The sequence below is a fragment of the Paraflavitalea pollutisoli genome (genome assembly GCF_029360705.1).
GTDB lineage: Bacteria > Bacteroidota > Bacteroidia > Chitinophagales > Chitinophagaceae > Paraflavitalea > Paraflavitalea pollutisoli.
Window position 1 is genome coordinate 3,034,392 of record NZ_JARKMX010000008.1, and the last position, 18,492, is coordinate 3,052,883.

At 51.4% G+C, this 18,492-nt stretch carries 10 protein-coding genes; 5 read left to right on the forward strand and 5 right to left on the reverse strand.

The window, feature by feature from the left end; genetic code table 11:
• The first annotated feature begins 211 nt into the window (after positions 1-211).
• Together P2W70_RS25725 and P2W70_RS25730 are read left to right on the forward strand one after the other, a co-directional pair.
• Positions 212-721, forward strand: coding sequence for a hypothetical protein (locus P2W70_RS25725; RefSeq protein WP_276484423.1), 510 nt, complete (start codon positions 212-214; stop codon positions 719-721).
• A gap of 101 nt (positions 722-822) precedes the next feature.
• Positions 823-1,104: a GNAT family N-acetyltransferase gene (locus tag P2W70_RS25730; RefSeq protein ID WP_276484424.1), complete on the forward strand. Its 282-nt coding sequence runs from the start codon at positions 823-825 to the stop codon at positions 1,102-1,104.
• Between the two features lie 59 nt (positions 1,105-1,163).
• On the opposite strand, the gene P2W70_RS25735 is transcribed toward P2W70_RS25730, so the two are convergent.
• The 5 genes from P2W70_RS25735 to hisG form a co-directional block, all read right to left on the reverse strand.
• Positions 1,164-6,428 (reverse strand): T9SS type A sorting domain-containing protein, encoded by a 5,265-nt coding sequence (locus P2W70_RS25735; RefSeq protein ID WP_276484425.1) that lies wholly within the window; start codon positions 6,426-6,428, stop codon positions 1,164-1,166.
• A gap of 177 nt (positions 6,429-6,605) precedes the next feature.
• On the reverse strand, positions 6,606-7,745 hold the full coding sequence (gene hisB / locus P2W70_RS25740; RefSeq protein ID WP_276484426.1) for a bifunctional histidinol-phosphatase/imidazoleglycerol-phosphate dehydratase HisB: 1,140 nt from the start codon (positions 7,743-7,745) through the stop codon (positions 6,606-6,608).
• Positions 7,746-7,793: 48 nt separating this feature from the next.
• Complete coding sequence (gene hisC, locus P2W70_RS25745; RefSeq protein ID WP_276484427.1) at positions 7,794-8,849, reverse strand: histidinol-phosphate transaminase; 1,056 nt, start codon at positions 8,847-8,849, stop codon at positions 7,794-7,796.
• 53 nt (positions 8,850-8,902) lie between these two features.
• Positions 8,903-10,180 carry a histidinol dehydrogenase gene (gene hisD / locus P2W70_RS25750; RefSeq protein ID WP_276484428.1) on the reverse strand — a complete coding sequence of 426 codons (1,278 nt, stop codon included), beginning with the start codon at positions 10,178-10,180 and terminating at the stop codon, positions 8,903-8,905.
• Positions 10,181-10,235: 55 nt separating this feature from the next.
• On the reverse strand, positions 10,236-11,087 hold the full coding sequence (gene hisG / locus P2W70_RS25755; protein ID WP_276484429.1) for an ATP phosphoribosyltransferase: 852 nt from the start codon (positions 11,085-11,087) through the stop codon (positions 10,236-10,238).
• 461 nt (positions 11,088-11,548) lie between these two features.
• Here hisG and P2W70_RS25760 point away from each other — a divergent pair, with 461 nt between their 5' ends.
• The 3 genes from P2W70_RS25760 (at position 11,549) to P2W70_RS25770 (ending at position 18,428) form a co-directional block, all read left to right on the forward strand.
• On the forward strand, positions 11,549-13,993 hold the full coding sequence (locus P2W70_RS25760) for an alpha/beta hydrolase family protein (protein WP_276484430.1): 2,445 nt from the start codon (positions 11,549-11,551) through the stop codon (positions 13,991-13,993).
• A gap of 290 nt (positions 13,994-14,283) precedes the next feature.
• Positions 14,284-15,429 (forward strand): glycoside hydrolase family 172 protein, encoded by a 1,146-nt coding sequence (locus P2W70_RS25765; RefSeq protein WP_276484431.1) that lies wholly within the window; start codon positions 14,284-14,286, stop codon positions 15,427-15,429.
• 629 nt (positions 15,430-16,058) lie between these two features.
• On the forward strand, positions 16,059-18,428 hold the full coding sequence (locus P2W70_RS25770; protein WP_276484432.1) for an ABC transporter permease: 2,370 nt from the start codon (positions 16,059-16,061) through the stop codon (positions 18,426-18,428).
• The last annotated feature ends 64 nt before the right edge of the window (positions 18,429-18,492 follow it).

An 18,492-nucleotide genomic window follows, 5' to 3' on the forward strand; every position in this document is an offset into this window, starting at 1 on the left:
ACAATAGCAGCGCTACAAGCCCCGGTTAGAGTTTGCATGCCACCACCACTGATTATTTTGTTTGTTTAATAACATATTGCAAATATGGGGTAGCAATTCCATTATTCCAAAAAAAATACCATTTCCGTAGACTAAAAGGAATTGTTAAAGGGCGCCTGCCCATATGTAAACCAGTGGAATACCGCATCCGGGTAATTATAAACCCTCAAATATGAAAATTCCTGTCTTTCTCCTCGCCATTGTCTTTGGCGTACTATCGATCGGCTGCCATCCCGTAAAAAGGTCCGACACTTCCACAAAAAGGAACCGCAAAGCCAGCAGCGGCCAGTCGTCCCGTACAGCTACCTACCCTGGTCTTAAGGCCAGTTTCGACTACGAGATGCTGGACGATTACACCTTCAAACTCAGCTCCGCCTCCACCGATTCGACCTATGGGTACACGCAGCAAAACCCTATTCATGTGGGCGGTGGCTTTCTGCAAGGCGCCGCCAATGAACACCGGTATATGCGTGCTTTGAAAGGCCCCAATGGGGAGACGATCACTTATGTGCGGAAAGGCAGTTGCTGCGCCTTCAATACCCCCAACGGTATGATGGGTGGCGGGCTGCTGGATCGTTACGAGGTCACCTGGGAGAATAACAGCACGCCTTATTTCCTGTACATCAATATGTACGATGCGGCTGAACTAAAAGCCCCCATGGGCTTAACCTTTAAAGAATAATACAGTCGTTTTATCTATTTGCGGCGGTATCCTGCCGGTAACCAGTGCCCGGGTTGGCAGTTGGAACAATTGTGGTAGATTGCATACTACAATCTTTTCATATGCTGATACAACACAAGGAAGGAAAAACGAAGAGTATGTTCTACCTGGAACAAGATGGTAAGATCGTTGCCGAAATGGTCTATTCCAAACCTAACCCCGACCAGATGCTCATCGAGCACACGGAAGTGGATGAGTCGCTGGGTGGTCAGGGCGTGGGCAAGCAACTGGTGCATGCCGGTGTGGAGTATGCCCGCGAGCACCACTGGAAGATCATCCCCCTGTGTCCTTTTGCCAAATCAGTGCTTGACCGCATGAAGGAGTGGCAGGATGTACTGGTTTAAAATACTGTAGCCTACTAAGCAAAACGGGATGTGGTAGCCACATCCCGTTTTTTTTATGGTTATTGTTTGATCAACTTACTGCTGAAGACCTGGTCTCCTACCCGGCATTGCAGGTAGTACTGGCCTGCCGGTAAGGTGCTTACGTTGATGGCCCTGCTATGCCATCCTGCCCGCAGGTTGCCCAGACTATTTGTCTGCACCACACTGCCTTTGCCATCGACGATCGATACCGTGGCAATACCTGCGGCAGTGGTCTGCATGGTGAGGGTAACGCTGTTGATGGCGGGGTTCGGGTATAGCTGCATTTGACCGTTAGTACCCGCTGCCCGGCGTAGCAAGGCTGCTTTGGAGAATTCCTGGGAAAGGTTGAGGTCTACGCGCACGATCCGGTAGTAGATCTTATCGCCGAATGGCGCCTTGTCGGTATACGTATAATCATGTCTCCACCAAATATTGGATGCCGCTACTTTACCGATCGTCTCGAATGGCTGACCATCAGCCGAACGCTGCACGAGGTAATAGGCCACATCGATCTCCTGCTCTACCGTCCAACTGATCTGCGCGGCGCCGGTGGCAGCCCATTGTGCATCGAGGCGCATCAGGTCTGCCGGCAAGGCTGTCAGGGCCATTACCACGGAATGTGCTTCATTGGTAAGAATGGGCGGATTGAAATCAAAATAGATCGACGCCGAGTTCTTCACCGTATCCCCTGCAAGGAGGTTGTTTTTCGGTTTGATGCGGTAAGCGATGAAACCATGGCTACCGGGTTCGTTGGTGAAGCTGTCGACGAGCTTAATGTTGTTGAAGCGCCATTCCAGCTTGTTGCCATCCAATATGTGCAGGGAGTAGGTATGGCTGGTCCCGATCATCTCCAGGGTATTCCAATCGACCTTATCACTCAGGGTATCGTGCACATATACCGTAAAGGCGGTGTCGTTGCCTGTATTCTGGAAACGAATGAGGTATTTCAGGTAGTCACCATCCGACACATTGCGGGTATTGAAGTTGCTGCCTTGCTGTACTTCTGTTTTATCGTTGGGATCGTAGGAAACGCCCACGAACTGATTAAAGGCAGTAATGTTGTCGAGCGGCTTAAGGTCACCGGAGATCGGATAGATCTCGGCCCGCACGCGCAGGCTATCCCCTGGCATGAGTGCCGGCGGTGGCTGCACCTTTATATTCACTTCGATGGTGCCCGACTGGAAGGGGGCTAGCTGGCTGAATGCCCACACCAGGGTATCGCCCCGGTTGGCAGACAATGCCAGCGAAGCGGATACAAAACTGCTGCGGTGGTCTGGCACCATTTTCAGCTCGACATTGTTGATCGGGTATGGGCTGTTGTTCTCATACCGCAGCTGGTATTGCGTCTCGAAGCCTGCCCTCGCCCTACCGATGGGCAGCAAGTCTACCCGCAGGTCCTTCGCCGTAGATTTTGGTACCAGGGCAAAATCGAGGGTATCTGTCATCAGCAACTCATTGAAAGTAAGTATTGCGTTGGCCGGAGAGATGGTATACAAGGCCGAATCGGCCAGGCTCAGTTTGGCCCGGTAGCTGCCGGTACCCAGCAATACGGCGTAGGCGCCATTGGTAACTGTAGCGGAAGTACGGAGGGAATCCCTGGTAAAGCTGACCACGCCTTTGTTGAACAGCACATCATTGGCATCGAACACCTGGTTGTTGTTGTAATCGATGTAGACTTTACCGATGACGTAATTAGCCTGTCCTATTTTGGCGAGGAGCACATCGGAAGGGCCTTGAATATCTTCGCCAGGTACGTTCCAGCCTGCGGTCAAAGAACCCGCCACGATCACATTTCCATTGGGCAACTCTGTAACGGTTTTCACATAATCGATATACTTACTGCCAATGACCTTTTGCCATATCAATTTACCATTGTTGTCGATCTTCAGCACCCAACCATCATCGGGTCCTACGTAGTCTGTTACGTTGCCGTCATCCGAACGAACACCTGCCGCGATGAGGTAACCACCGTCATGGGTGCTATTGATCCTTTCCGCAAAATCATTCTTACTGCCGCCAAAGTGGTTTTGCCAAAGCAGGTTACCGTCTTTATCCAGCTTACCGGTCCACACATCTGTGACGCCATGGTCACCGAGGTAGGCCGTATCGGCACCGGTAGCATCGCCCGCAAGGCCAGCAAATACTACTTCGTTCTGCTGATTCACCACGATTGAATTGATCTCGTACTTGTAATCTTTGACGTGAAATTCTCTTTCCCAAATCTTATTACCGGCACCGTCAATTTTGAATACCAAACCGCTAGAAGCATTTGGATCGAAGTAGGGTCCGTAGGTGGCGTACCCCCCCAAATAATATCCTCCATCGGCAGAAGTTCTTATGTCGGTGCCAATGTATTCCGCTTCGCGGGCAGGATGATTGAAACACTTCGACCATTCAATGACACCCGACGCATCCATCTTAGCCACCCACATGTTCATATAATAAAAGTCGGGCTTGACATAGCCTGCTATATCGCCATCATTGGAGCGGGTGGTGGCATTGATGATAAAACCACCGTCAGCCGTTGGCGCTATGCCATGTGCATAATCCGTCAGGCTACCGCCATAGTATTTCTTCAACAGTACGTCGCCGCGGGCATTGAACTTTACAACCAGTATTTCATCCTCCACCGGGTTTCCAGGTGCGTGGGGGCGCCGGGCAACACCACAGGCCCAGAAAATACTGTCATTCAGCTTTCTGACCGTGGAAAGGCTTTCCTCTGATTCTCCACCCAATCCTTTTGTCCAAATCACATGGCCGTCATCGTCATACCGTGTAATAACGGCTTGCAAGGGACCACCACCAGCCAGGCCTTCTGACCCCACTGTGATGAAATTGTTATCGGGTAAGGCCACCACATCACTCGCAAAATCACCTAACGGTCCACCAACGGTACGTTTCCATACCACTCCCTGTGGCGGGTGCAGCGTCGTGGTGGTCATATCCGGCGCTACATAGTTACCCACGATGCGTTGGGCAAACCGGCCCGTCACCGTGATCGTGGAATCCTGTGTAAATACCTGCAACCTCGTCTGAAACTGCAGGCTATCGCCCATGGCGGCCACCGGTGCATCCGCTACCTGCATATTCAATCGAATGGAGTCGCCCGTGTTCATTCGACGGCTGGTAATCTCCCAGATCAGTGAATCGCCGTTGATACGTGTCGGCGCGGGAGTAGCAGCTGCCAAGCTGGTCTTCTCGTCTTTTACAACCACCACCCTGCACCGGGTAGAGTCGAGCAGGCTGATGAATTTGTACGTCAGGGTATAGGGTACCGTCCGCGTCAACCGGGCTTCTACATTCGTTCTTATCTGCAGGTCGAGCCCCTTCACTGCATCTGACTGTTTTTTTGCCGCAACCTGCCAGTTGGCCACATTATCCAACGGATCAAAGTCTGCTTCGAGCGGTGCTATAACAGCTCCAAAACGCAGTGAATCACCGGCTACTACCGCGGGAGATTTGGGTACCAACACGACATCTACGGAATCCTGTGCACGGGCAATGAAAGCCGACAAAGGCAATTGCAGGGTATCGTTCACCAGGGTCAGGGGGCGGGTGGACGATTGCAGGGTATAGCGGCTATCGATGGCCAGCTTGAGCGTGTTGCCGGTAGCGGTTTTACCTCCAACATTGCGGTACCACAGGCGGAACTTTACCGAATTATTGGCAAAAACATCGGCCAGTGGTCGCAGTGACAGTTCCATATCTGATACCTGGTCAGCTGCTACGATCCTTATATCGAAAGCGTCGACCTGACCGGGCCCCGTGAAGGTGGTATATTTCTTTTTGGGGCTTCTGGCAAATGCTACCGTGTCCAACAGAAAGGGTATATAAGCATTTAACTGAGCCAGTTGAGTTACATAGGTACCGGTATCAGTAGAGGTGATATACTGCTCTGCAAAGGTTAGATCTGCATCGAAGCCAATCGCTCCCTTGGTCGTTCGCACACTTCCCGACTTCAGCAGCTCTTCACCTGCATCCAGTATCTTGTTGTTATTGGTATCGAACCAAACCTTACCAGTAATCGTACTAAGGTCCCTGACTTCCAAAACAACGGCTTTGGTTTCTCCTCCTACCGGCGTTTTGCTGATGTTCACATAGTCTCCGCCTTCGGAGCAATACATCCGCATTCCACAGGTCAGGAAATTTCCGTTGGGCATCAGTACGACATCTTTTACGGTTTCGTTGCATTCGGCCCCTATTGCGCGTTTGAGTAGTGTATTTCCATTGACGTCGTACTTAACGAGTATCCCTTCGACATACTGGTGGCCAAACCCCAGGGTAATGTCACGCGCCTCTATGAGGTTACCGGAGGCTGAGGCCATCAAAACACCTCCCGGCAATTCAATCACATTATTTACCTGCGATGTATTGGAGCGGACAACTATCCTCGTCCACTGTATGTTGCCACCAGCATCCAGGCGGGAAACAAAGCCTTCGCCATATTGACTACCGCCGGCCCCCGCAAATTGTCCATCGGTGGACCAGGTAATACCTCCCACTGCATATCCCCCATCCGATAACGGCAAGATGCAGCTGGCTGCTTCATTGTTGCTGCCCGCAATATTCTTCTGCCACTGTATATTGAATGTTGCATCCATTTTAACGACCCACACGTCGTTGCTGGCCATACTACCCGGTAAAGCGCTGGTTGAAATAGTAAATACCAGCCCTCCATCTGTCGTGTTCGCTGCTGTGATGGAAGAACTTTGGTAGGCATGTTCAAATACTTTCTGGCTGAGCAGGTTGCCACTGGCATCCAGCTGCAACATCCACAGATCTGTTTGTGTATTGGTTTTTCCGACCACGTCCCCATCGGTAGACGCCGTATTGCCGAAGATGATCAGCTGTCCATTGGGTCGAACGATTACTGTACCTGGCGTTTCGGCACCATTTCCCCCAAAGTCCTTTATCCAGACGACGTTCAGGTTCCGGTCAAATTTGATCACCTGTAATTCACTCCCCACCGGGTGCAGCGAGCGGTAGCCATCGGTAACTGCCACCAGCCCTCCATCGGGTGTCTCTTCCATTTTCCTGAGCGACTTTGTTCCGGACTTCTCCCAAACGACATTGAGCTGCGCATCATACCGTACGGCAATCAGTTTGGTACCGCTACCGTCTCCAATGTCCCCGTAAGCCACATACCCTCCATCTCTGGCGGGTATCAAATCATCGAAAGCATTGCTAACCGCGACGGAATGGTCACGTCCACGTACAATACCATCCTGGGCAAAAGCTGTTGCAGTGAATAGGGTTACGAGAAGCATACAAGCCACCCGGTGCAAGAAGATCTTTACAGGCATACAAAAATTAAAAGGAGGTGAAAGTTGCTGCGGATAGTGGAGAGGGTATGTCGCAGAATATGGGATTAAACAAGAACGGTTCCGGCGGGTAACCGGAACCGTAAAACGAATATAGAGGAAAAGTACCACCCGCCAAAAATGATCCTACCGGGGTTGACTTTTATCAAAAGCGATCTACTACAATACCCCTTTGGTACTCGGCAGGTAGTTGCTGAGCGGGTCGCGTTTTACCGCCATACGGATGGCCTTGGCAAACGCCTTGAAAATGGCTTCGATCTTGTGGTGCTCGTTGTCGCCATGGCACTCGATATTGAGGTTGCATTTGGCGGCATCGGAGAATGACTTGAAGAAATGGAAGAACATTTCTGTAGGCATATCGCCCACAAATTCGCGTTTGAACTCCGCATTCCAGACGATCCAGTTACGACCACCGAAATCGATCAGGACTTTGGCATCGGCTTCATCCATGGGCAGGGCAAACCCGTAGCGCTCCATGCCTCTTTTGTCGGCCAGGGCCTGGGCGAATGCTTCGCCGAGTGCGATGCCGGTATCTTCGATGGTATGGTGCTCGTCGATGTGCAGGTCGCCGTTACTACGGATGGTGAGGTCCATCTTACCATGCCGGGCGATCTGGTCGAGCATATGGTCGAAGAAACCCAGTCCGGTGAAGACTTGTGCCTTGCCGCTACCGTCTACGTTCAGTTCTATCTTGATCTGCGTTTCGCTGGTGTTGCGTTCATGGATCACCTGGCGCAGGCCCAGTTTCAGGAACTTATAGATATCGCTCCACTGGGTAGTTTCGAGGGCGATGACGGGGCGCAGTTCGGCGACCTTATCGCTGATCTCTCCTGCCCCCAGGTTGGCGTCGTTGTTGAGCCAGATGGCTTTACAACCCAGGTTCTTGGCCAGCTGTACGTCGGTGATACGGTCACCGATCACAAATGAATTGGCCAGATCATAAGCCGGGTTGTTGATGTACTGGGTCAGCATACCCGTACCTGGTTTGCGGGTTGGTGCATTATCGGCCGGGAAACTACGATCGATGTAGGTCGCCACGAAATGGATGCCCTCCCCTTCCAGGCTCTTCATCACCAGGTTGTGCAGTGGCCAGAAGGTATCTTCGGGAAAAGCAGGGGTACCCAATCCATCCTGGTTGGTCACGATCACCAGTTCGTAATCGAACTCACGGGCAATCCTGCCCATGTATTCGAACATGCCCGGATAAAAGGTGAGCTTTTCGTAGGAGTCTAACTGATAAGTAGGTGGAGCTTCGTTGATCAAAGTACCATCCCGGTCAATAAACAGAACGCGCTTCATGAATTAGTTTTTAGGTTCCTAAACCGTTACGAATATAAGTAGTTGGTGCTAGTTGGTACCGAAGCTTTTCAGGGCTTCATAGAGGGCCCGGTTTTCCTGCTCGGTGCCTACCGTAATCCGAAGGCAACCTTCACACAACAGCACTTTGCTGCGGTCGCGCACCACGATCCCTTTCTCCAACAGGTAATTGTAGATGCCTTTGGGATCGGTTACCTGCACCAGCAGGAAATTGGCATCGGAAGGATAAACCTTTTGTACTACCGGAATACCCGGCAATACCTTTTCCATCTCCCCTCTTTGGTGCACGATCTCTTTGATCATATCGTTGACCTGCCCTACTTCTTCCAACGCCTGCAGCACGAGGTCTTGTGAAGCCTGGTTGATGTTGTAGGGTGGCTTTACCTTGTTCATGACGTTGATGATCTCTGCCGAAGCGAAACCCAACCCAACCCGTAAGGCTGCCAGGCCCCAGGCTTTGGACAGCGTTTGCATCACAAACAGGTTGGGATAGTCCTGCAGTTCCTGGGTGAAGGAGCGGAAGCGTGAGAAATTTATATAGGCTTCATCGATCACCACCAAACCGAAATAGTTGTTCAACAACACTTCTACATCATCCCGGTCGAGCGAGTTACCTGTCGGGTTGTTGGGCGAGCAGATGAAGATCAGTTTGGTGTTGTCATCTACAGCCTGCTCGATCGCCGGCAGGTCGAGTTGATATGCCTTGGTGAGTGGCACTTTCTTGATGGCCACATCATTGATGTTCGCGCTTACCTCGTACATGCCGTAGGTGGGCGGGCAAATGATGATATTGTCTTTTCCGGGATCGCAGAAAGCCCGCATCAATACATCGATACATTCGTCGCTTCCGTTGCCGATGAACATGTTTTCGGGCCGTACTCCTTTTATCTCACTCAGCTTTTCCTTCACCTTCCATTGCAGGGGATCCGGATAGCGGTTGTACCATTTGCGCAGGGGCGATCCCAGGCTGTTTTCGTTGGCATCGAGGTAGATACTGGCCTCTCCTTTAAACTCATCCCTGGCGGAGGAATAGGGCACCAGTTTCTTGATATTTTCTCTCAGTATATTATTGAGGTCGAAGCTCATGGTTCTAATTTTTTGTTTGCATTGTCTGTATCCTTGTCGGGCAGCCACCCTGCCTATTTGATCGTACGAACCCGTACAGCGTTGGCATGGGCCTCCAGGCCTTCTGCTTCTGCCATCAGTTCTACAGTGCGACCGATCATCTGCAGCCCCTGACGGGTCAGTTGCTGGAAGGTAATCTTCTTCACGAAACTATCTACGCTCACACCGCTGTATGCTTTGGCGTAGCCGTTGGTCGGCAGGGTATGGTTGGTGCCGCTGGCGTAGTCGCCCACACTTTCGGGTGAATAGTGACCCAGGAATACAGAACCTGCATTGATCACCTGGCGGGCCAGTTCGCCGGCATTGTCGCAGGCGAGGATCAGGTGTTCAGCTGCATACTCGTTGAGGAGTTCCATGGCTGTCGATTCATCATCTATGACAAAGATCTTACTGTTGTCGAGGGCTTTTGCGGCCAGGTCTTTACGGGGCAAGGCCGCCAACTGTGTTTCCAGCTCTTTCTGCACCTGCTCCACCAATGCCTTTTCCCGTACCACCAGGATCACCTGGCTATCGCTGCCATGCTCGGCCTGGCTCAGCAGGTCGGCGGCTACAAAGGCCGGGTGGGCGGTTGCATCGGCATACACCGCTACTTCGCTGGGACCAGCCGGCATATCGATGGCGATACCCTGCTGCTGTACCAGTTGCTTGGCACAGGTCACATACTGATTGCCGGGGCCAAATATCTTGGATACCTGCGGTATCGACTCCGTACCATAGGCCATGGCCCCGATGGCCTGTACACCGCCTGCTTTGAACACTTTTGTGACGCCTACCGCTTCGGCGGCAAACAGGATGGCGGGATGCAGCTTACCTGCTTTATCGGGCGGTGAGCACAACACGATCTCTTTACAGCCTGCCAGCCTGGCCGGTACGCCCAGCATGAGGATGGTAGAGAATAAAGGTGCCGTACCACCAGGGATATACAACCCTACTTTTTCGATGGCTACTGACCGCCGCCAGCAATGTACACCGGGCATGGTCTCTACCATTTCCGTTTGGGTGATCTGCTTACGGTGGAAGGTCTCGATATTGGCCTTCGCCGTCAGGATGGCTGTTTTGAGGGCTTCGTCGAGCGAAGCGCTTGCCTCCCTGATCTCTGCTTCGGATACCTGCAACTCCGTGATGGCTGCTTTGTCAAAACGCAGGGTCAGTTCTTTCACTGCTTCATCACCGCGGGCTTTCACCTGTTGCAGGATATCACCCACGATGGCTTCCAACTTCGCTGCCTCCGCCACCGGCCTTTGCAGCAAACTGTTCCATTCGCTGCGGGCCGGGTTCTCAAATACTTTCATAAACGCGTGGTATTATTTTGCCTGGAATGTTGTTCAATGCCTTGTCCGGATTCCCTTAGATGATCATCTTTTCGATCGGCACTACCAGTATGCCCTGGGCGCCCGCCGCTTTCAGCTGTTCGATGATATCCCAGAAGGTATCTTCACTCAATACGCTGTGTACGCTGCTCCATCCCTGCTCGGCCAACGGCAGTACCGTAGGGCTCTTCATGCCGGGCAGTAATGCAATGATCTCTTTCAACTTCTCGTTGGGGGCATTTAACAACACATATTTGGTGCGTTTGGCCTTCTTCACCGCGCGGATGCGGAACAGGAGTTTGTCGAGCAGTTGCTGTTGTGCAGCATCGAGCTGGTTGTTCTTGATGAGCACCGATTGCGATTGCAGGATGGTCTCTACTTCCTTGAGGCCATTCATGAAGAGTGTCGATCCGCTGCTCACGAGGTCGGCTACCACATCGGCCAGGCCAATACCCGGCGCAATTTCTACCGAGCCACTGATCTCGTGGATCTCCGCTTCGACGTTGTTCTTCTTTAGGAATTCATTGACCAGGAAGGGGTAGCTGGTGGCAATGCGTTTACCCTGCAGGGAAGTAACGCCACCATATTCCAGGCCACGGGGGATGGCTACTGCCAGGCGGCATTTACCAAAACCCAGCTTTTCCACTATTTCGGCCTGCTTGTTCTTTTCAAACAATACGTTCTCCCCTACGATACCGATATCAGCCACACCGTCTTCTACGTACTGGGGAATATCGTCATCGCGCAAGAAGAATACTTCAAGGGGGAAGTTATCGGCTTCCGTACGCAGCCGGTCTTTTACATTGCGCAGATCGATACCGCATTCCTTCAGCAATTGAACAGAATCTTCGTACAGTCGTCCCGACTTCTGAATGGCTATTCGTAACATAGTGTGTTGTTTGCCTGCCCTTGCCGGACAGTTTGGTATATTTTTAAAAGTTCAAACCAGCGAAAAACAAAAAGGGCTTACCAGTGGTAAGCCCTTTATAATTATATGGCACTACACAAAGCACCACCGGCCTACCCTTGGAGGTAAGTATGATGATGGTGATGGATATGTGTAAATATGTTCATTTTCGAGTCGCAAAAATAGGACTTCCAGTTTGTTGGCAAAAAATATTTTTGGGAAACCCTACTATTTCATAGGGTTTTAATAAGAACATGTTTATCAAGCAACTGCCAGCCACAACTCTTGTAGCCATACAGCCTTCCGTCACAATCAACCGGGCTGGCGCCTTTTTCCGGGCCTAACTTACCGGCCCGGCCACACAGGATTTACGGTCTGCGACCGTCTAAGTCTACAGGATCATAGTATACGTAAACGCTCACTATTCAATAAACTAAACATTCATGAGAAGACTTCTATTGCTCGTTTGCCTGTTTGCAGCCACCCACGCTGACGCGCAGGACGAGGGGTATAAAACCCCGCCCAAAGAAATCGCCGACCTACTGCTCGCAAAACCCACGCCCGGCGTCAGCATCGACGGTGATGCCAGCTGGATGCTGCTGATGGACCGCAACAGTTACCCCTCGGTAGAAGAACTGGCACAACCCGAACTCCGGATTGCGGGTCTGCGCATCAACCCCAACAACTTTGCTCCCAGCCGTCAGAACTTCATCAATAACTTTACCCTCAAGGACATCAAAAGCGGTAAAGAATATCCCGTAGCCGGACTGCCTGCCGGTTTGCTGGCTGGCAACGTAAGCTGGAGCCCCAACGACAAGAAGATCGCTTTTACCAACACCACCAATAAAAGTGTTGACCTGTATGTGATCGACGTAACTACCCGTAAAGCCACCAAGGTCAACAAGCAACCACTCAACGTGATCCTGGGCCAGGACTTTATCTGGATGGACGACAATGCCCTCCTGTACAAAGCTACCCTCAAGCCCGCTACCGCTGCACCGGCCAAGTCGCTGATGCCTTCGGGACCTACCGTACAACAGAACCTTGGCAAGGTGGCCCCCAGCCGCACTTACCAGGATCTGATCAAGACCCCGTATGACGAACAACTGTTTGACTTTTATGCTACCGCCCAACTCGTGAAGAACGTAAATGGCGTAGAAACGAAGATCGGCGCTCCCGGTATCTATACGACCCTTTCTATTTCGCCGGATAAAAAATACATGCTCACCCGCTCCATTAAAAAACCTTTCTCGTACCTGGTAGCTGCCAACGGTTTCAACTCGACCGTCAGCATTACCGATCCTACTGGTAAGGTCGTGAAGGTGCTGGCCGAACTGCCTTCATCCGAGCTCTCGCCTTCTGGCTACGACAATGTGCTGAATGCTCCGCGTGGTTTCGACTGGCGCGATGATGAAGCAGCTACCATTGTATGGGCCGAGCCTCTCGACAGCGGTATCTACAAAAAGAAAACCGACTTCCATGATGTCGTTTATTCTTTAAGCGCTCCTTTCACCAGCAGCCCGAAAGAACTGATCAAAACAACCTGGCGTTATGGCGGCATCAGCTGGGGCGATGAGAAGCTGGCCCTCGTGAGCGAGCGCCTGCAAAGCAAGCAAAGTGTACGCCTGAGCCTGTACAATCCATCCACCGGCAGCCTGGAGACCCTGCAGGAGCGCAATATGACGGATGCTTACGGCAACCCCGGCAGCCCGGTATCGACCAAAAACAAGTACGGTCGTACTGTGATCAAAACAATCGATAACGGTACCAAACTATTGCTCAACAACCCGGTGGGCAGCTCTCCCAAGGGTGACCTGCCTTTCCTGGCTAAGTTTGACCTGAAGACGAAGCAAAACGAGATCATCTGGCGTTGTTCCGAAGGAACCTACGAAAGTGTTACCGAAGTACTGGACGCGGACAAACTGGTACTGCTGACCCGTCGTGAGTCGCAGAAGGACATGCCCAACTACTATATCAAAAACCTGGTGCTGCGGGTGGCCGATAAACCGATCACCAGCTTCAGCAATCCTTATCCTTCGCTGGAAGGCATCAGCAAACAGAAGGTATCTTACAAACGTGAAGATGGCGTAGACCTCACAGGTGATCTTTATTTGCCCAAGAACTACGACCCGAAGAAAGATGGCCCCCTGCCTGTACTGATGTGGGCTTATCCCCGTGAGTTCAACTCGGCAGCCGATGCCGCCCAGGTGCGTGGTTCGCAAAACCGCTTTACCATGGTAAGCTATGGTGGGCCGGTATTTTGGGTAACGCAAGGTTATGCGGTTCTCGACAATGCCGAGTTCCCGATCGTAGCTACAAATGCCGAGAAGAAGCCCAATGACAATTTTGTAGATCAGTTGCGGATGAACGCGGAAGCAGCGATCAATAAACTGGCCGACCTGGGTGTTGGCGATCGCAACCGCGTAGCGGTGGGTGGTCATAGTTATGGCGCGTTCATGACGGCCAACCTGCTGGCGCATACCAACCTGTTCAAGGCAGGCATTGCCCGCAGTGGCGCTTACAATCGTTCACTGACGCCTTTTGGTTTTCAGAATGAAGATCGTACCTACTGGCAGGCACCTGAACTGTACAGCGCGATGAGCCCCTTCAGCTATGCGGATAAGATCAAAACTCCTTTGCTGCTGGTACATGGTGAAATGGACGACAACCCCGGCACCTTCCCCATTCAGAGCGAACGTCTCTTCAATGCGGTGAAAGGACATGGTGGTACTGTACGTTTTGTGCAACTGCCTTATGAAGCGCATGGTTATCGCGGTAAGGAGAATTTATTGCACCTGCTGTATGAGCAAAATGCGTGGCTGGAAAAGTATGTGAAGAATGCCAACAAGAATACTACCAGCGGCGGAACCAACAAGAAAGGTTTTTAACGCTGTCAACTGACCTATTTTGCAAAGGCGATACTCCGGTGTCGCCTTTTGCTTTTAAGGGTACTAAAAAAGAAGGCCTTCTCAATTGTTGTGCGACTTGAGAGGGCCTTCTACTCTACAACCAAAAACAACCAATCAACACAGTTGTAAATATGATTCAGGAAATCACTGTATGATTTATTGTTCTATACACGTATAATCATTTATCGTGCCTTTCTTGCCAATCCCTGTTAAAGAAATGCAAAAGCAAAAATCTTAGTATCTTCCTGTTACCTAAAATACCTGCATCCATGAGATCAATTTGCCTGCTAACGACGCTTGTATTAATTGTCATCAACAGCGCTAACGCACAGAAAAATAACTCTTTCAATGGCCTCGATGTAAACCTGGGCAATATCTACCGGGTATCTGCTGCCAAGTCCCGTTCCATCAGTCCGGAGAATTTTACCGGTGAACCCGGCAAAGGTGGCATGGCTACTTTGGAGAATGGCTCGGCCAAAAACGAGGCGCGTGAACTGGGGCAAGGCTGGAAAGTGAGCCCTTATGTGGTCGTCAAGAAAGGGACTACGTTTACCTTGGGGGAGATTACCGGTTCGGGTGCTATCCAGCATATCTGGATGACGCCGACGGGTAATTGGCGGTTCTCTATCCTGCGCTTTTACTGGGATGATGAAAAGGAGCCTTCGGTGGAAGTACCGGTGGGTGACTTCTTTGGTATGGGATGGGGCAGTTATGCCCCGCTCAATTCACTGGCGGTAACGGTCAATCCGGGAAGTGCGTTCAACAGCTACTGGCCGATGCCTTTCCGCAAGAAATGCCGCATCACACTCGAGAACATTGCCGCAGAAGACATGCGCATCTATTACCAGATCGATTATACGCTTACAGAAGTACCGGAGGATGCAGCCTATTTTCATGCCCAGTTTCGCCGCAACAATCCCACGCAGGGTGGTTTGTACACCATGATCGACAACATCAAGGGCAAGGGTCATTATGTAGGCACGTATATGGCTTATGGTGTACACAACAATGGCTGGTGGGGCGAAGGGGAGATCAAATTCTTTATGGATGGCGATACGCAGTTTCCTACGATCAATGGCACGGGTACGGAAGATTATTTCTGCGGATCGTACAATTTCGATGTGAAGGGTAAGTACACGGAGTTCAGCACGGCTTACGCCGGCCTGCACCAGGTAATCAGGCCCGATGGGTTGTATACCTCGCAGCAACGCTTTGGTATGTACCGGTGGCACCTGACCGACCCCATACGTTTTGAAAAAGACTTAAAGATCACTATGCAGGACCTGGGCTGGAAAAGCGGTGGCCGCTACCTGCAGCAACAATCCGATATCAGCTCGGTGGTGTTCTGGTACCAACTGGAGCCACATGCGAGCTTTCCCAAGTTGCCCAACCGGGATCAGTTGGAGCAGAATTGAGGGAAGGCACCCAGGCAACAAGGCACGAAGGCATAGAGGCACAAAGGCAACGAGGAAAGGCTTTGGTCACTGCCAGGCACATCGGCCCCTTCCATTTTTAGTGAAAATGGCCTCGTTTTGAACCTTGAGCTATTTATACGGGATCGGTACGGGAACGGTACGGGATGGGTACGGGAACGCCTCGGGTACGGCACCTACTCAAAACGGTCAAAACGGAACAAATGTACGGTCACGGACAGGGCGATTCCAAGTTTTAGGCAAAATGTCATGACCTGGGCAAAGAGAGGAGACATAAAAAAAGGTCTTCGCGCGTGAGCGGAAGACCTGTTAGAATAGACTGATTTAACCCCCTAAACCCGTCTGACTAATCTTACTAAAAGTGCAGCCATCAACTGGCTGTATATATTTGACACAGCAAGGGTACCAACCGTTGCAGCTGGCAAATATTTTTATAGTGCCATTGTCGAATTGCCGGGATTGACCGGCACAAGCGAACAGCGGCTGTAATAAAACCGAACACCAGCCGCCCACCATCAAGCAATAATCGTCTAGTTATCAACAACTTGCAGTTCTGGCACCCTTTTTACCTGTCTTGTTCGGGCTCAGATAGCTTTAAAACCATCCCGATCATGTTCAGAAATCATCTAAAGACTGCCTGGCGCAACCTCAAAAAGAACAAGTTCTATTCTGCCATCAATATTGCCGGCCTCACGGCTGGTTTGGCTGTTGGCATCCTCATCCTCCTGTGGGTGCAGGACGAGCTCAGCTTCGACCGCTTTCACCAGGATGCAGACAATATTTATAAGCTGGAAAATCAGGTAGGCACGGGTGCGAGCATCCAGATCTGGACCACCAACGTGGCGCCGATCGGTAAGATGGTTCAACAGCAACTGCCGGCGGTGAAAGATATGGTGCGTACCTGTGAAGGCGGATTCTTCCTGACCCTCACTTATGGTGACAAACGGCTCGATGTCGACCATTCCATCATGGCCGACCCCTCGCTGTTCACTATGCTCAATTTTCCCCTGATCAAAGGCGACAAGGTGAATCCCTTTCCCGACCCCTACAGCATTGTACTTACCGAATCCGTAGCCAATAAATACTTTGGCAACGAAGACCCGATCGGCAAGACCATTGTTGGTGATAGCAAGGCCAGTTTAAAAGTAACGGGCGTGGTGAAAGATGTACCGAAGAACTCTTCGATCAAATTTGACCTGGTCATGCCAATGACCCTCTACGCAAAACTGCAGTACGAGAATCGCACCGACGGCCGGAATATCGACAACGACTTTCACCAGTTCAGCATCAATACCTACCTGCGTCTGCAACCAGGCACCGATCTCAATAAATTAGCTACGGCGATCCGTGATATCCACCTGCGCAATAAAGCCGACGATACGGATATCAAATACCAGTTTCTCCAGGCGCCACGTATGCACCTCTACCAATCTGATGGCAAAGAGGCCGGCATGGAAACCGTGCGTATGTTTGCGTGGGTAGCGTTGATCATCCTGGTGATCGCCTGCATCAATTATGTGAACCTCAGTACGGCCCGTTCTATGCTGCGCGCCCGCGAAGTGAGCATGCGCAAGATCGTGGGTGCAGCGCGCTGGCAGTTGTTCCTCCAGTTCATGGTAGAAACATCTTTCCTGTTTATTATCGCCTCCGCACTGGCACTGGGCGTGATCAAGGTATTACTGCCTTTCTTCAACGAATTATCGGGCAAGCAGCTGGCGCTCGACCTGATGGACATGCACCTGTGGTCTTTGCTGCTGGCTACCATCTTCGGATCGCTCATCGTGTCCAGCATCTACCCTGCCCTGTTGCTGTCTTCCTTCGAGCCATTGAAAGTATTGAAGGGTAAGATGAATGCCCTCATCAGTGATGCCTTCTTCAGGAAGAGCCTGGTCGTGGTACAGTTTACCTGCTCCGTGGCCCTGATCATCGGCACGCTGATCATCGGCAACCAATTGTCGTATATCCGCTCGCGCAACCTGGGTTATGATAAAGAGAATGTATTGTCCATGTGGATCAAAAAAGGTGGTAAAGATTTTACCACGATCCGATCTACCTTGCTCAGTCAGCCCGGTGTTCTCGATGTAGCCTGTGCCGACGGCAACCTGGCCAACATCACCAACCAAACCGGCAGTAACTGGTGGCAAGGTAAAGGCGCCGATCAAACGATGATGATGCGTCCCCTGGGTATCAGCGCCGAGCTTATCCCCTTCTTCAACATGCAGTTGACCCAGGGTAAGAACTTTACCAATACCCCTTCTGATTCTGCCTCTTTCATCCTTAACGAGACGGCTATTCAACAGGCAGGGATCAAAGACCCCATCGGGAAGACCTTCAAATTGTGGGAAACGACCGGCACCATTGTAGGCGTCGTGAAGGATTTCCATTTTGCCTCCATGCGCAATAAGATTGAGCCTGCGATCTTTTATGCCAAGAAATATGCGAATGCGCTGATCTATATCAAGACCACTGGCCAGGATGCCCCCAAAGCCATCGCGGCCGCCGAAAAGATATGGAAGGAATACAACCCCGAATTGCCCTTCCGGTACACCTTCCTGGATGAGGTCTTCAACAACCTCTATCAATCGGAAACCCGTACCGGTACCATCTTCAACATCTTTGCCGGGATCGCAATCATCATCTGCTGCCTGGGGCTGCTTGGTCTTGCTACCTATACGGCCCAGGTGCGCACCCGGGAGATCGCCATCCGCAAGGTATTGGGCTCCAGTATTCCGGGCATCATCCGGTTGCTCGCACGCGATTTCATCGTGCTGGTGGTGATCGGTATACTGATCGCCGTACCCATTGCCTGGTACACGATGAATAACTGGCTGCAGGATTTTGCCTATAAAAATGATATCGGCTGGACGGTGTTCCTCCTGGCCGGCACTATGGCCATCCTGATCGCGCTGATCACCATCAGCTTCCAATCGATCAAAGCGGCGCTCAGCAACCCTGTCAAAACGTTACGGAATCAATCATAAAAGCGTTCGGGCTTAACCGCCCGAACCGCATCAGCCATGTAAAAACAAAAAAGGGAAGCATCGC

What these genes read in the sequence shown, in the direction of transcription:
- hisD (WP_276484428.1), bottom strand. Translation starts at nt 10,180, where the DNA reads ATGAAAGTATTTGAGAACCCGGCCCGCAGCGAATGGAACAGTTTGCTG.
- P2W70_RS25725 (WP_276484423.1), top strand. Translation starts at nt 212, where the DNA reads ATGAAAATTCCTGTCTTTCTCCTCGCCATTGTCTTTGGCGTACTATCG.
- hisC (WP_276484427.1), bottom strand. Translation starts at nt 8,849, where the DNA reads ATGAGCTTCGACCTCAATAATATACTGAGAGAAAATATCAAGAAACTG.
- P2W70_RS25760 (WP_276484430.1), top strand. Translation starts at nt 11,549, where the DNA reads ATGAGAAGACTTCTATTGCTCGTTTGCCTGTTTGCAGCCACCCACGCT.
- P2W70_RS25735 (WP_276484425.1), bottom strand. Translation starts at nt 6,428, where the DNA reads ATGCCTGTAAAGATCTTCTTGCACCGGGTGGCTTGTATGCTTCTCGTA.
- P2W70_RS25730 (WP_276484424.1), top strand. Translation starts at nt 823, where the DNA reads ATGCTGATACAACACAAGGAAGGAAAAACGAAGAGTATGTTCTACCTG.
- P2W70_RS25770 (WP_276484432.1), top strand. Translation starts at nt 16,059, where the DNA reads ATGTTCAGAAATCATCTAAAGACTGCCTGGCGCAACCTCAAAAAGAAC.
- P2W70_RS25765 (WP_276484431.1), top strand. Translation starts at nt 14,284, where the DNA reads ATGAGATCAATTTGCCTGCTAACGACGCTTGTATTAATTGTCATCAAC.
- hisG (WP_276484429.1), bottom strand. Translation starts at nt 11,087, where the DNA reads ATGTTACGAATAGCCATTCAGAAGTCGGGACGACTGTACGAAGATTCT.
- hisB (WP_276484426.1), bottom strand. Translation starts at nt 7,745, where the DNA reads ATGAAGCGCGTTCTGTTTATTGACCGGGATGGTACTTTGATCAACGAA.